Below are 13,896 nucleotides of genomic sequence, written 5' to 3' on the forward strand. Positions count from 1 at the left end.
GAGGCCGACGGCCGGTGGTGATCCGCCGCCGTGCTTTCATGAGGCAATGGCGGCGGATACCACTGACCTTGACGACCTTCGTGCGCGAGCCGAGCGCTGGCTCGCCGACGACCCCGACCCGGCCGACCGGGCCGAGCTGCGCGCCGTCCTCGACGGGCTGCCCGGCACGGCCGCCGACCTGGCCGACCGGTTCGCCGGCCCGCTGACCTTCGGCACCGCCGGGCTGCGTGGCCCACTGCGCGCCGGCCCCAACGGGATGAACCTCGCCGTGGTCACCCGGGCCGCCGCCGGGCTGGTCGGCTGGCTCGCCGCCCAGGGCGGCGAGGGTCCGCTGGTGATCGGGTACGACGCCCGGCGCGGCTCGCGCGCCTTCGCCGAGCGCACCGCCCAGGTGGCCACCGGCACCGGCCGGCCGGCGCTGCTGCTGCCCCGCCCGCTGCCCACGCCGGTCCTGGCGTTCGCGGTGCGGCAGCTCGGCGCGGTCGCCGGGGTGATGGTCACCGCCAGCCACAACCCGCCGCAGGACAACGGCTACAAGGTCTACCTGGGCGCGCAGCTCGGCGGTGAACTGGGTGCCGGGGCGCAGATCGTGCCGCCGGCCGACGCCGGCATCGAGGCCGCCATCCGGGCGGTCGGCGCGCTCGCGGAGGTGCCGCTCGGCCCGGCCGGCCAGCTGCTCGGCGACGACCTGGTCGCCGCGTACGTGGACCGGGCCGCCGCGGTGGTGGACCCGGCCGGGCCGCGCGACCTGAAGGTGGCGTACACGCCGCTGCACGGGGTGGGAGCCGCGGCGCTGACCGCCGCGTTCGCCCGGGCCGGGTTCGGGGTGCCCGGCGTGGTGCCCGAACAGGCCGAACCGGACCCGGCGTTCCCGACCGTCAGCTTCCCCAACCCCGAGGAGCCCGGCGCGGTGGACCTGCTGGTCGCGCTCGCCGACCGCATCGGCGCGGACCTCGCCGTCGCCAACGACCCGGACGCGGACCGCTGCGCGGTGGCGGTACGCGACGGCGGGTCCTGGCGGATGCTGCGCGGCGACGAGGTGGGCGCGCTGCTCGCCGACCACCTGATGCGGCGCGGGGTGACCGGCCTGTACGCCACCACCATCGTCTCGTCCACGCTGCTGCGGGCCATGACGGAGGCGCGTGGGCTGCCCTACGACGAGACGCTGACCGGCTTCAAGTGGATCGTCCGGGCCGGCGGTGGCCGGGAGCCGCTGGTCTTCGGCTACGAGGAGGCGCTGGGCTACTGCGTCGCGCCGGGCCACGTCCGGGACAAGGACGGCATCACCGCCGCGCTGGCCGTCGCCGAGTTGGCCGCCGGGCTCAAGGCCGAGGGCCGGACCCTCACCGACCGGCTGGACGAGCTGGCCGCCGAGTTCGGCGTGCACCACACCGACCAGCTCTCGGTGCGGGTGGCGGACCTGCGGGTGATCACCGACTCGATGGCGCGGATCCGGGCGGCCACCCCGACCACCCTGCTGGGGCATCCGGTCACCGAGGCGTCCGACCTGCTCCCCGACGCGGACGTGGTGATCCTGCGCACCGACACCGCCCGGGTGGTGATCCGGCCGTCGGGCACCGAGCCGAAGCTCAAGGCGTACCTGGAGGTGGTGGAGCCGGTCACGGGCGGCGACGTCGCCGCGTCCCGGCGCCGGGCCCGCGCGGCGGTCACCGAACTGCGCACCGAGATCGCCGCCGCCCTCGGCCTCTGAGGTGTAAGCAGGGGGCCCCGCTTAACACCTGAGTGTTAGGCGGGGCCCCTTCCTCTACCAAAAACGTTAACCGGGGCCCCCGCCTTACACCGGGCGCTTGCCGAGGGCGGCGTCCACCGCCTGGGCGAGGGCGGCGATGACCAGGCTCACCGAGGGGCGCACCACGCTGTCGTCCAGGCTCACCGTGCCGGAGAAGCCGGCGCCGGTGGCGATCTCCTCCAGGCGTGCGCCGGCCTCGTCGGCGGCGGCGCCGGTGAGCCCGAGCGCCGGTTCCATCCGCAGCACCGCGACCAGCGTGGCCAGCGCGGCGGTCCGCTCGTCCGGGAGTTGGCCGCTGGTCAGCGCCTCGGCCAGCCGCCGCCGGATGTCCGCCTCGTACGAGGCGTCCGCGACCGGGTAGCGGTGCACGTGGATGAAGCCCAGCTCGGTCTCGTCGACGTCGCGGACCACGCCCCGGCCGCAGAGGTCGCCGAGGATCTTGTCGCGCAGCCCGTGCCGCAGCCGCTGCACCCAGGACGACGGCGTGTGCGGGGTGTCCGCGGCGATCTTGGCGAGGACCGCGTCCGCGATCGGCTCGCCGGTCGGCGCCGGGTCGACCACCGCGAGGTTGCCGTCGGCGTACGCGACCCGGCCGGCCAGGGCCAGCTCCACCAGCACCGCGGCGGCCATGCCCAGGTCGAGGCTGATCCGCGGCATCGCGGCCTTGCCGGTTTCGTCGTCATACGCGAGGAGGAGCAGCTCCTCGGCGAGCGCAACACCAGTCATGGCCCGGAACGCTAGCGCCTCCCCGCACCCCCGCGCATCGACTCGCCGAGGTCACCCGCCCCGCCGCCCGGATCACGAGCAAAGGGCCCGTCCGGGCGGATCGGGCCCTTTGCCGGGGTCTCAGAAGCGCGGCATGCCGCCGAACTGGCGGTCGCCGGCGTCGCCCAGGCCGGGCACGATGAACATCTTGTCGTTCAGACCCTCGTCGATGGACGCGGTGACCAGGCGCAGCGGCAGGCCGGACCGCTCCAGCCGCTCGATGCCGACCGGGGCGGCCAGCACGCAGAGCACGGTGATGTCGGTGCAGCCCCGGTCGGCGAGCAGCCGGCAGCAGTGCTCCAGCGAGCCGCCGGTGGCCAGCATCGGGTCGAGCACCAGCACCGGCAGGCCGCTGAGGTCGCGGGGCAGCGACTCCATGTACGCCCGAGGCTCGTAGGTCTCCTCGTCGCGGGCCAGGCCCACGAAGCCCATCGACGACTCGGGCACCAGGCCCAGCGCGGCGTCGGCCATGCCGAGCCCGGCCCGCAGCACCGGCACCAGCAGCGGCGGGTTGGCCAGCCGGGTGCCCTCGGTGGCGGTGACCGGGGTCTGGATCGGGTAGTTCTCGACGGGGAAGGAGCGCGCGGCCTCGTACACCAGCATGGTGGTGAGTTCGCGCAGCGCGGCCCGGAACGACGCGGAGTCGGTCCGGGCGTCCCGCATGGCGGTCAGCCGCGTCTGGGCGAGCGGATGGTCAATGACGGTTACGTCCACGATCGCTCAACCTACCGGTCCCCGGCCCGGCGCACGCCGGGTGCGGCCCGACCAGCGACGCCGCTCACGTGCAACCGGTCCGGCCGCTCGGCCGTGACCAAGATCACTCGACTCGCGGGTGCGTACTATTCGGGGCATGACGGCGACAGCGACGTCGGCCCGGTCGGACCTCTCCGAGCTGGGACGATCCGAGACCGCTCTGCGGACCTTCCTGCACGGCCTACCGGGCGTGGACCAGGTCGGCGCGGAGCAGCGGGCGGCCCAACTCGGCACCCGCTCCATCAAGACCACGGCCAAGGCCGAGGCGATCGACCTGGCGATCCGGATGGTCGACCTGACCACCCTGGAGGGGGCCGACACCCCGGACAAGGTACGGGCGCTGGCCGCGAAGGCGCTGCGTCCCGACCCGGCGGACCCGAGCTGCCCGCACGTCGGCGCGGTCTGCGTGTATCCCGCCATGGTCCCGCACGTGGCCGAGGTGCTGGCCGGCAGCGGCGTGCACCTGGCCAGCGTGGCGACCGCGTTCCCGTCCGGGCAGGCGCCGCTGGAGATCAAGCTGGCCGACGTCCGGGCCGCCGTCGCGGCGGGCGCGGACGAGATCGACATGGTGATCAACCGGGGCGCGTTCCTGGCCGGTCGCTACTCCGAGGTCCACGACGAGATCGTGGCCACCAAGGAGGCGTGCGGGGACGCGCACCTCAAGGTGATCCTGGAGACCGGCGAGCTGGCCACCTACGACAACGTGCGCCGCGCCTCGTGGCTCGCCATGCTGGCCGGCGGGGACTTCATCAAGACCTCCACCGGCAAGGTCCCGGTCGCGGCCACGCTGCCGGTGACCCTGGTGATGCTGGAGGCGGTCCGCGACTTCCGCGCCGCCACCGGGCGGCAGGTCGGCGTGAAGCCGGCCGGCGGCATCAAGAACACCAAGGACGCGATCAAGTACCTGGTCATGGTCAACGAGACCGTCGGCGCCGACTGGCTCGACCCGGACTGGTTCCGCTTCGGCGCGTCCAGCCTGCTCAACGACCTGCTCATGCAACGCACCAAGCTGACGACCGGCGTCTACGCCGGCCCCGACTACTTCACCCTGGACTGAACGCGATGTTCGAGTACGCACCCGCCCCCGAGTCACGCTCGGTGGTCGACATCCGGCCCTCGTACGGGCTCTTCGTCGACGGGACGTTCGTCGACCCGTCCGACGGCGGCAGCTTCAAGTCGGTCAACCCGGCCTCCGAGGAGGTGCTGGCCGAGATCGCCGAGGCCGGCGGCGAGGACGTGGACCGCGCGGTCCGCGCCGCGCGCACGGCGTACGAGAAGGTCTGGGGCCCGATGCCGGGCCGGGACCGGGCGAAGTACCTGTTCCGGATCGCCCGGATCGTCCAGGAGCGCTCGCGCGAGCTGGCCGTGCTGGAGTCGCTGGACAACGGCAAGCCGATCCGGGAGTCCCGCGACGTCGACCTGCCGCTGGTCGCCGCGCACTTCTTCTACTACGCCGGCTGGGCCGACAAGCTGGAGCACGCCGGGTTCGGCGCGAACCCGCGCCCGCTGGGCGTGGCCGCGCAGGTCATCCCGTGGAACTTCCCGCTGCTCATGCTGGCCTGGAAGATCGCCCCGGCGCTCGCCGCCGGCAACACGGTGGTGCTGAAGCCGGCCGAGACCACCCCGCTGACCGCGCTGCTGTTCGCCGAGATCTGCCAGCAGGCCGACCTGCCGGCCGGCGTGGTCAACATCGTCACCGGCGCCGGCGACACCGGCCGGGCGCTGGTCGAGCACCCGGGCGTGGACAAGGTCGCGTTCACCGGCTCCACCGAGGTCGGCCGGGCCATCGCCCGCGCCGTCGCCGGCACCCGCAAGAAGCTGACGCTGGAGCTGGGCGGCAAGGCCGCCAACATCGTCTTCGACGACGCCCCGGTCGACCAGGCGGTCGAGGGGATCGTCAACGGCATCTTCTTCAACCAGGGGCACGTCTGCTGCGCCGGTTCCCGCCTGCTGGTGCAGGAGTCGGTCGCGGACGAGGTGCTGGAGTCGCTCAAGCGGCGGATGGCCCGGCTGCGGGTCGGTGACCCGCTGGACAAGAACACCGACGTCGGGGCGATCAACTCGGCCGAGCAGCTGGCGCGGATCCGCGAGCTGTCCGAGGTCGGCGCCGCCGAGGGCGCGCAGCGCTGGTCGCCGCCGTGCGAGCTGCCCGACCGCGGCTTCTGGTTCGCGCCGACCATCTTCACCGGGGTCACCCAGGCGCACCGGATCGCCCGCGAGGAGATCTTCGGCCCGGTGCTGTCCGTGCTGACCTTCCGCACCCCGGCCGAGGCGGTCGAGAAGGCCAACAACACGCCGTACGGGCTGTCGGCCGGGATCTGGACCGACAAGGGTTCCCGGATCCTCTGGACGGCCGACCGGCTGCGCGCCGGCGTGGTCTGGGCCAACACGTTCAACAAGTTCGACCCGACCTCGCCGTTCGGCGGCTACAAGGAGTCGGGTTACGGTCGCGAGGGCGGCCGGCACGGGCTGGAGGGGTACCTCAATGTCTGAGCGGGTCGCGGTACGCAAGACGTACAAGCTCTTCATCGGCGGGAAGTTCCCGCGCAGCGAGTCGGGACGGTCGTATCTCGTGCAGGACTCCAACGTGTCGCTGGCCTCCCGCAAGGACGCGCGGGACGCGGTCGTCGCGGCCCGCGCCGCGGTGAAGGGCTGGGCCGGGGCGACCGCCTACAACCGGGGCCAGATCCTCTACCGGGTGGCCGAGATGCTGGAGGGCCGGCGCGAGCAGTTCGTGGCGCTCGGCGTGCCGGCCGACGAGGTGGACGCCGCGATCGACCGCTGGGTCTGGTACGCGGGCTGGGCCGACAAGCTGGCGCAGGTCTACGGCGGCGCGAACCCGGTGGCCGGCCCGTACTTCAACCTGTCGGCGCCGGAGCCGACCGGCGTGGTGGCCGTGGTGGCGCCCGAGGCCCCGGCGCTGCTCGGCCTGGTCAGCGTGATCGCCCCGGCGATCGTCACCGGCAACACCGTGGTGGTGGCCGCCTCCCCGGCGGCGCCGCTGGCGGCGGTGACGCTGGCCGAGGTGCTGGCCACCTCCGACCTGCCGGGCGGCGTGGTCAACATCCTCACCGGGAAGATCACCGAGACGGCGCCGACGCTCGCCGCGCACATGGACGTCAACGCCGTCGACCTGACCGGTGTGACCGACGCCGAGCTGGCGGTGGAGTTGGAGGTCAAGGCCGCGGAGAACCTCAAGCGGGTGCTCCGCCCCGCCCCGGCCGACCACGACTGGCGCAGTGACCCGGGCCTGGCCCGGATGACCACGCTCCTGGAGACCAAGACGGTCTGGCACCCCAAGGGCGTCTGAGACCGGTCTACTACGCGGGGTAGGATTGACGGGTGACTCGGCTGGGGGACCTTGAGCGTGCGGTGATGGACGTGTTGTGGGACTCGGTGCCCGCCACGTCGGACGGCGTGACCGTGCGCGAGGTCGCCGACGCCCTGGACGGGCGTGAGTTGGCCTACACCACGGTCATGACGGTGCTCGACCGGCTCGCCGGCAAGGGCATGGTGCAGCGCGAGCGGGAGGGGCGGGCCTGGCGTTACCGGCCCGCCGCCACCCGCGAGGCGCACATCGCCCAGCTCATGCTCGACGCCCTCGACCTCGGTGGCAGCCGGGACGCCGCGCTGGTGCGCTTCGCCCGCTCGGTGACCGGCACGGAGGCGGACGTGCTCCGCGCCGCGCTCGGCGCCGAGGCCGCCGGAACAGCCCCGCACGCCGGGCTGACCGACCGGGTCGAGGATCCGCGGCCCGCCGGGCCGGCGCTCGACGAGGCGACGGACCGGTAGGGCGGCCGCCGTGGCGTACGCCGTGCACTTCGCCGCGACCATCCTGGCCTGCTGGCTGACCGCGCAGGTCCTCGCCGCCGCGCGGTGGACGTGGCGGGCGCCCCGGGTGGCGATCGTCTGCTGGCAGGCGGTCGGCCTGGCGCTCGGCCTCTCCGCGATGGGCCTGCCGATGGCGGTGGGTCTGGCCGCCTACGACCGGCCGACCGGCGGCGCGCTGCTGGCGCTCGCCGACGACCTGGCCCACGGCACGCTGCCGGCCGGCGTGGGCGCGGCGCACCTGGGCCTGGTCGGGGTGGGCTTCGGCATCGGCGCGGTGCTGCTGACCACGACCGTGCGCGCGGTGCACGGCGCGGTGCGCGCCCAGCGCCGGCACCGGGAGCTGCTCAGCCTGGTCGCCCGGCGCGATCCGACGGTGCCCGGCGCGCTGGTGCTCGACCATCCGAGCGCGGCGGCCTACTGCCTGCCCGGGGTGCGGCCCCGGGTGGTGGTGAGCGCCGGCACTGTCGACCTGCTCGACCCGGCCGAGCTGGCGGCGGTGCTCACCCACGAGCGGGCGCACGCCCAGGAGCGGCACGACCTGGTGTTGCTGCCGTTCACCGCGCTGTGCCGGGCGCTGCCCTGGTTCGGCTGGGTGCGCGACGCGCACGCGCGGGTGGCGTTGCTGGTCGAGATGCGCGCCGACGACAAGGCCCGGGAGCTGCACGCGGAGGAGCCGCTGGCGGGCGCGCTGCGCCGGTTCGCGGCCGCCGGACACCGGCTCACGCCGGCCGGCACCCTCGGCATCGGGGACCGTGACCTCGACGTACGCGTGCAGCGGCTGCTGGTCGCGGACCGTCCGCCGCGGGTGCTGGGCGCCACCGCGCTGGCCGTCGCCGCCACGCTGGTGACGTTGCCGATCTCGCTGTTCCTGAGCTGACGACCCCTACGGGCCTTCTCCGGGTCCGCGCGGCCCGATAGGTAGCGACACTACGTGTAGGCTCGCTATGACAAGCGATCCAACCCGTGGGAGCGCCGCCATGGATCCCCTCCTCCTCGCCCGCCTGCAGTTCGCCACCACCACCTCGCTCCACTTCCTCTTCGTGGTGGTCACGCTCGGCCTGGTCACCCTCCTGGTCGGGCTCCAGACGGCCGGCTACCTCACCGGCAAGCCGGTCTACGAGCGGCTGACCCGGTTCTGGGGCCAGCTCTACGTGATCAACTACGTGCTCGGCATCGCCACCGGGATCGTGATGGAGTTCCAGTTCGGGCTGAACTGGAGCGGCCTGTCGCGCTACGTCGGCAACGTGTTCGGTGCGCCGCTGGCCATCGAGACACTCGTGGCGTTCTTCCTGGAGTCCACGTTCCTCGGCATGTGGATCTTCGGCTGGCACCGGCTCCGGCGCGGCGTACACCTGTTGCTGCTCTGGGGGGTCGCGATCACCGCGTACGCCTCGGCGTTCTGGATCATGGTGGCCAACGCCTGGCTCCAGCACCCGGTCGGCTACGAGGTGCGCGACGGCGTCGCCCACCTCACCGACTTCGGCGCGCTGGTCACCAACCCCACATTCGGATTCGCGTTCGGGCACGTGGTGTCCGCCAGCCTGGTCACCGGCGGCCTGCTGATGGCCGCGGTCAGCGCCTGGCACCTGCTGCGCCGCACGCCCGACTTCCGGCTCTTCCGCACCTCGCTGCGGCTCGGGCTGGTCACCGCGGCGCTCGCGGTGAGTGCCGTGCAGGGCTTCGGCTTCGCCCAGTTCGGCCCGGTCGGGCAACTCCAGCCGACCAAGTTCGGCGGCGGCCCGGACCGGGACGCGACGGTCGCCGACTGGACCACCCGGTACGGCCCCGGCGACTGGGACCCGCCGGTGCTGTCCAGCGTCGGCCTCGGCTTCATGATCCTGATCGGCTTCGCGCTGGGCTGCGTCTGGCTCCTGCTGCCGCTGCTCTGGCGCGACTGGATCATCCGGCTGAGGTTCCCGCTCTGGCTGGTCCTGCTCGGCCTGCCGCTGCCGTTCGTGGCGGTGCTGCTGGGCTGGATCGCCCGCGAGGTGGGCCGACAGCCCTGGGCGGCGTACGGGCTGCTGCCCACCGCACAGGCCGTCTCCCCGGTCCCGCCCGGGCTGATGCTCACCTCGCTGATCGGGTTCACCCTGCTGCTCGGCGCGCTCACCGTCGCCAACTGGGTGCTGCTGGCCCGGCACGCCGCGCGCGGCGCGGTCGACCCGCTGCTCGGCCGCCCACCCGCGCCCGACCCCGACGACCACCACCAGCCCGTGTTCGCCTGAGGGAGCCCACCGTGGAACTCGCCTGGTACGCCCTGCTCGGCCTCTTCTTCGCCACCTACCTGGTGCTCGGCGGCTACGACTACGGCGTCGGCCTGCTGCTGGCCCGGCGCGCCGGCACCGGACCGGGCGACGCGCTCGCCCGCCGGGTCGCGCTGACCGCCGTCGGCCCGTTCTTCCTCGGCAACGAGGTCTGGCTGGTGGCCGCCGTCGGCATCCTGTTCGGCGCGTTCCCCACCCTGGAGGGCGAGCTGCTCTCCGGCTTCTACCCGGTCGTGCTCGGCGCGCTGGCCGGGGTGGTGCTGGTGACCGCCGGCGTGCAGTTGCGCGGCCGGGCCGGCGGCGAGGCGGCCCGGGCCGGCTGGGACCGGCTCGTGGTGGTCGGCAGCGTGCTCGCGGCGCTGGGCTGGGGCGCCCTGCTCGGCGGCCTGCTCCAGGGCGTGCCGCTCACCGCCGACGGGCACGTCGCGGGCGTCGGCCACGTGGCCACCCCGTTCGTGGCCGCCGCCGGGCTGACACTGGTCGCGCTGGTCGCGCTGCACGGTGCGACCTTCCTCACGCTGCGGCTGCCGGCCACCGACGCGCCGGCGCTCGCCCGGCTGGCCCGCGGCCTGGTGCCCGCCGCGCTCACCGCGGTCGCCGCGGCCACCGTCCTGGGCCTGCTCTCCGACCGGGTACGCGCCGCCGTGGCGCGACCGGCGATCGCCGTACTCCTGCCGTTGGCGCTGGTGGCGGCGCTGTTGGTGGCCGGCGCGGCGCTGCGCCGCGGTCGGGCCGGGGTGGCCTTCGCCGCCACCGCGACGGCGCTGGCGCTGCCCGTGCCGCTGGTCGGCGCCGCGCTGTGGCCCCGGATCCTGGTCTCCACCACCGACCCGGCGACGTCGCTGACCGTCGCCGAGGCGGCCGCGAGCCGACCGACGCTGGCACTGCTGGGCTGGCTCGTGCTGCCGCTCCTGCCGGCCCTACTAGGCTTTCAGGCGATGTGCTGGTGGGTGTTCCGGGGACGGATCGACGGCAGGGCACCGGTGTACTGGTGAACCGCCGCCCGTTCGACCCGCGTCTGCTGCGTCGGGTCCCCGCGGCCCGGCGCGACCTCGCCGTGCTCGCACTCCTGGGCGGGCTGACCGCGCTGCTGGTGGTGGCCCAGGCCACCGCGCTGGCCACGGTGCTGGCCACCGCGATCGACGGGCGGCTGCACCGGCCGGCGCTCGCCGGTCTCCTCGCGGCGGTCACCGCCCGGGCACTGGTGAGCTGGGCGCAGGGCACGGTGGCGGCGCGGGCCGCCGCCACGGTCAAGGCGGCGCTGCGGGCGGACCTGCTGCGCGCGGTCGGCCGGCACGGTCCCACCTGGGTCGCCGGCCGGCGGGCCGGGCAGCTCGCCACGCTCGCCGGTCGTGGCCTGGACGCGCTCGACCCCTACTTCACCGGCTACCTGCCGCAGCTCGTGCTGAGCGTGACGGTGCCGGCGGCGGTGCTGGCCCGGATCGTGTTCGCCGACTGGAGTTCGGCGCTGATCATCGCGCTCACCATCCCGCTCATCCCGATCTTCGGGGCGCTGCTCGGCTGGCAGGCGCAGGCCGCCACCGAGCGCCAGTGGCGGCGGCTGTCGCTGCTCGGCGGGCACTTCCTCGACATGGTCGCCGGGCTGCCCACGCTGCGCGCGTTCGGCCGGGCCCGGGCCCAGGTGGACGTGGTGCGCCGGATGGCCGACGGCCACCGCGAGGCCACCATGCGGACGCTGCGGATCGCGTTCCTGTCCGCGCTGGTCCTGGAACTGGTCGCCACGCTCTCCGTGGCGCTGGTCGCGGTGCCGGTCGGCATCCGCCTGCTCGGCGGCGGGATCACGCTCTCCACCGCGCTGCTGGTGCTGCTGCTCACACCGGAGGCGTACCTGCCGTTGCGGGCCGCCGGCAGCCGGTTCCACGCCAGCATGGAGGGGCTCACCGCGCTGGACGAGGCACTCACGCTGTCCGCGACCACCGAACCGGCCCCGCCGGCCGCCGGGCGCACGGCGCCGACCGGCCGCGGCGAGATCCGCTTCGAGGGCGTGACCGTCGCGTACGACCGGACGACCGCGCTGCGCGACGTCAACCTGACCATCCGCCCCGGCGACCGGGTGGCCGTCATCGGTCCCAGCGGCGCGGGCAAGAGCACGCTGCTCAACCTGCTCCTCGGTTTCGTCGCACCGACCGCCGGGCGGGTCACCGTGGACGGCGTCGACCTGGCCGGCGTCGACCTGGACGCCTGGCGGCGCGAGCTGGCCTGGGTGCCGCAGCGGGCACACCTGTTCGCCGGGTCGCTCGCCGACAACATCCGTCTCGGCGCGCCGGCCGCCGACGCCACAGACGCCGTGCTGACCGCCGCGGTCGCCGCCGCCGCGCTGGACGAGGTGGTCGACGCGCTGCCGGCCGGGCTCGACACCCGGCTCGGCGAACGCGGCCACGGCCTCTCCAGCGGGCAACGCCAACGCGTCGCGCTGGCCCGGGCGTTCCTCCGGGACGCCCCGCTGGTGCTCCTCGACGAGCCGACCGCCCGGCTGGACAGCGCCAGCGAGGCGGTCGTGCTGACCGCCACCCGACGGCTGGTCGCCGGGCGGACCGCGCTGCTGGTCGCGCACCGGCCGGCGCTGCTGGCCGACGCCGACCGGATCCTGCGCGTCGACGACGGCCGGGTCACCGAGCTGCGCCCGACCGCCACCGGCCCGGCGGTGATCCGATGACCGCGGGCGACGGCGTGACGCCGGTGGGCCGCGAGCCCGCCGGCCCGACCGGGGTCCCGGTGCAGGCGTCGGGCGCGCCGGAGCCACCGGCACCGCCCCGTCCGGGTGCCGAGCGCGCCGTGCTGCGCCTGGCCCGGCCCTACCTGGGCCGGCTGCTGGGCGCGGGGCTGCTCGCCGCCGCGACCGAGTTCGCCGGGCTGGCGCTGATGGCGACCGCCACCTGGCTGCTGATGAGCGCCGCCGGCCGCCCGCCGCTCGACCGGCTGACCGTGGCGATCGTCGCGGTGCGGGCGCTGGCCGTCGGTCGGGGCGTGTTCCGCTACACCGAGCGGCTCGCCGGGCACGACGCCGTGCTCCGCATGATCACCGACGTACGGGCACGGGTCTTCGCCACGCTCGCCGTCCGGCGCGACGGCGCCGACCGGCGTACCGGTGACGCGCTCAGCCGCCTGGTCTCCGACGTGGAGGCGGCCCAGGACCTGCTCCTGCGCGTGCTGGTGCCGGGGGCGGCGGCGGCCCTGGTCAGCGTGCTCGCGGTCGGGGGCGCGGCGCTGATCTCGCCGCCGGCCGCCGGCGTCCTCGCGGTCGGCCTGCTGCTGGCCGGGGTGGCGCTGCCCGCGCTGGCCACCCGGCTGACCCGCCGGGCCGCCGACGAGGTGGCCCCGTTGCGGGGCGCGCTCGCGGTGGACGCGGTCGACCTCACCCACGGCGCCGCCGACCTGGCCGCCTTCGGGGCGACCGACGCCGCGCTGGCCGCCGCGCGGGGGCGGGCCGGGCGGCTGGCCCGGTTGGAGCGCCGGCTCGCCGCGACCGGCTTCGCGGTGGACGCGGCCGGTGTGCTGGTGGGCGGCCTCACCGCCGCCGCGGTGGTGGTCGTGGCGCTGCGCGCCGACGTGCGTGGGGTGCTGGTCGGTGTGCTCGCGGTGGGCACGCTGGCCGCCGTCGAGGTGGCCCTCGCCCTGGTCGCCGCCGCCCGGCAACGCACCCAGCTCCGGGCCGGGCTGGCCCGGGTGGCCGACCTGCTGACCGAGCCCGCGGCGCCGGCGCCGGCCACCGCCGCGCCGCCCGCGTCCGGCGGCCACGACGTGCGGTTCGAGGGCGTGACGGTCCGCTACCGGGCCGGTGCCGCGCCGGCGTTGGCCGGGTTCGACCTCGACCTGCCGGCCGGCCGGCGGGTGGCCGTGGTCGGGCCGAGCGGGGCCGGCAAGAGCACTGTCGCCGGGGTGCTCACCGGCGCGGTGGTCCCCACCGAGGGCCGGGTCACCGTCGGCGGCACGCCGGTCTCCGACCACCCGGCCGACGACCTGCCCCGGCTGGTCGGCGGCCTGCTCGCCGAGGCGTACGTCTTCCACGCCACGGTGCGGGAGAACCTGCTGCTCGGCCGGCCGGACGCCGGTGCGGCGGAGCTGGCCGACGCGACCCGGGCGGCCGGGCTGCTGGACTGGGTACACGACCAGCCCGACGGCTGGGACACCGTGGTCGGCGAGCAGGGCGGGCAGCTCTCCGGCGGGCAGCGGCAGCGGCTCGCACTGGCCCGGGCGCTGCTGGCCGCCCCGCCGGTGCTGGTGCTGGACGAGCCGACCGAGGGCCTCGACCCGGCGGCGGCCGACGCGGTGCTCGCGTCCGCGCTCGCCGCCACCCCGGCCGGGCACTCGGTGCTGCTGATCAGCCACCGGCTCAGCGGGCTGGCCGGGCTGGACGAGGTCGTGGTGCTGGAGGACGGCGGGGTGGCGCAGCGCGGCCGGCACGACGAGCTGGTGGCGCGACCCGGCTGGTACCGGGAGCAGTGGCTGCGCCAGGAGGCGGCCGAGCGCGGCTACCTGTCGCTCGCCCCCTGAGCCGGCGGTAGGGGATTT

The 13,896-nt window shown here is 75.3% G+C and carries 12 protein-coding genes; 10 read left to right on the forward strand and 2 right to left on the reverse strand.

The window, feature by feature from the left end; translation table 11 throughout:
* The first annotated feature begins 46 nt into the window (after positions 1-46).
* A complete protein-coding gene (locus GA0070213_RS09640; protein ID WP_091060965.1) occupies positions 47-1,711 on the forward strand; it encodes a phospho-sugar mutase in 1,665 nt (554 codons plus the stop codon).
* A gap of 84 nt (positions 1,712-1,795) precedes the next feature.
* Here GA0070213_RS09640 and GA0070213_RS09645 read toward each other — a convergent pair whose 3' ends face one another.
* Both GA0070213_RS09645 and upp read right to left on the reverse strand, forming a co-directional pair.
* Positions 1,796-2,476: a GOLPH3/VPS74 family protein gene (locus tag GA0070213_RS09645; RefSeq protein ID WP_091060969.1), complete on the reverse strand. Its 681-nt coding sequence runs from the start codon at positions 2,474-2,476 to the stop codon at positions 1,796-1,798.
* Between the two features lie 120 nt (positions 2,477-2,596).
* A complete protein-coding gene (gene upp, locus GA0070213_RS09650) occupies positions 2,597-3,229 on the reverse strand; it encodes a uracil phosphoribosyltransferase (RefSeq protein ID WP_091060972.1) in 633 nt (210 codons plus the stop codon).
* A gap of 136 nt (positions 3,230-3,365) precedes the next feature.
* On the opposite strand from upp, the gene deoC reads away from it, so the two are divergent.
* The 9 genes from deoC (at position 3,366) to cydC (ending at position 13,878) form a co-directional block, all read left to right on the forward strand.
* The gene (gene deoC / locus GA0070213_RS09655; protein ID WP_091060976.1) at positions 3,366-4,325 is read left to right on the forward strand and encodes a deoxyribose-phosphate aldolase; all 960 of its coding nucleotides are present in this window, start codon (positions 3,366-3,368) and stop codon (positions 4,323-4,325) included.
* Positions 4,326-4,330: 5 nt separating this feature from the next.
* Complete coding sequence (locus tag GA0070213_RS09660; RefSeq protein WP_091060980.1) at positions 4,331-5,761, forward strand: aldehyde dehydrogenase family protein; 1,431 nt, start codon at positions 4,331-4,333, stop codon at positions 5,759-5,761.
* The gene (locus GA0070213_RS09665) at positions 5,754-6,578 is read left to right on the forward strand and encodes an aldehyde dehydrogenase family protein (RefSeq protein ID WP_091060983.1); all 825 of its coding nucleotides are present in this window, start codon (positions 5,754-5,756) and stop codon (positions 6,576-6,578) included. Before GA0070213_RS09660 ends, GA0070213_RS09665 begins: the two co-directional genes overlap by 8 nt.
* A 32-nt stretch (positions 6,579-6,610) precedes the next feature.
* Complete coding sequence (locus tag GA0070213_RS09670) at positions 6,611-7,060, forward strand: BlaI/MecI/CopY family transcriptional regulator (RefSeq protein ID WP_091060986.1); 450 nt, start codon at positions 6,611-6,613, stop codon at positions 7,058-7,060.
* A gap of 10 nt (positions 7,061-7,070) precedes the next feature.
* Positions 7,071-7,976 (forward strand): M56 family metallopeptidase, encoded by a 906-nt coding sequence (locus tag GA0070213_RS09675; protein ID WP_091060989.1) that lies wholly within the window; start codon positions 7,071-7,073, stop codon positions 7,974-7,976.
* 100 nt (positions 7,977-8,076) lie between these two features.
* Positions 8,077-9,324 (forward strand): cytochrome ubiquinol oxidase subunit I, encoded by a 1,248-nt coding sequence (locus GA0070213_RS09680; protein WP_091060993.1) that lies wholly within the window; start codon positions 8,077-8,079, stop codon positions 9,322-9,324.
* Positions 9,325-9,335: 11 nt separating this feature from the next.
* Positions 9,336-10,358 carry a cytochrome d ubiquinol oxidase subunit II gene (locus tag GA0070213_RS09685; RefSeq protein WP_091060996.1) on the forward strand — a complete coding sequence of 341 codons (1,023 nt, stop codon included), beginning with the start codon at positions 9,336-9,338 and terminating at the stop codon, positions 10,356-10,358.
* Positions 10,355-12,040, forward strand: a complete 1,686-nt coding sequence (cydD, locus tag GA0070213_RS09690) for a thiol reductant ABC exporter subunit CydD (RefSeq protein WP_091060999.1) — start codon at positions 10,355-10,357, stop codon at positions 12,038-12,040. Before GA0070213_RS09685 ends, cydD begins: the two co-directional genes overlap by 4 nt.
* On the forward strand, positions 12,037-13,878 hold the full coding sequence (gene cydC / locus GA0070213_RS09695; RefSeq protein ID WP_091061002.1) for a thiol reductant ABC exporter subunit CydC: 1,842 nt from the start codon (positions 12,037-12,039) through the stop codon (positions 13,876-13,878). Before cydD ends, cydC begins: the two co-directional genes overlap by 4 nt.
* Positions 13,879-13,896 lie beyond the last annotated feature (18 nt).

It is taken from the genome of Micromonospora humi (assembly GCF_900090105.1).
GTDB classification, from domain to species: Bacteria; Actinomycetota; Actinomycetes; order Mycobacteriales; family Micromonosporaceae; genus Micromonospora; species Micromonospora humi.

Coding starts and splice junctions, on each gene's coding strand:
- GA0070213_RS09660 (WP_091060980.1), top strand. CDS start 4,331: ATGTTCGAGTACGCACCCGCCCCCGAGTCACGCTCGGTGGTCGACATC.
- cydC (WP_091061002.1), top strand. CDS start 12,037: ATGACCGCGGGCGACGGCGTGACGCCGGTGGGCCGCGAGCCCGCCGGC.
- GA0070213_RS09665 (WP_091060983.1), top strand. CDS start 5,754: ATGTCTGAGCGGGTCGCGGTACGCAAGACGTACAAGCTCTTCATCGGC.
- GA0070213_RS09640 (WP_091060965.1), top strand. CDS start 47: ATGGCGGCGGATACCACTGACCTTGACGACCTTCGTGCGCGAGCCGAG.
- deoC (WP_091060976.1), top strand. CDS start 3,366: ATGACGGCGACAGCGACGTCGGCCCGGTCGGACCTCTCCGAGCTGGGA.
- GA0070213_RS09680 (WP_091060993.1), top strand. CDS start 8,077: ATGGATCCCCTCCTCCTCGCCCGCCTGCAGTTCGCCACCACCACCTCG.
- GA0070213_RS09645 (WP_091060969.1), bottom strand. CDS start 2,476: ATGACTGGTGTTGCGCTCGCCGAGGAGCTGCTCCTCCTCGCGTATGAC.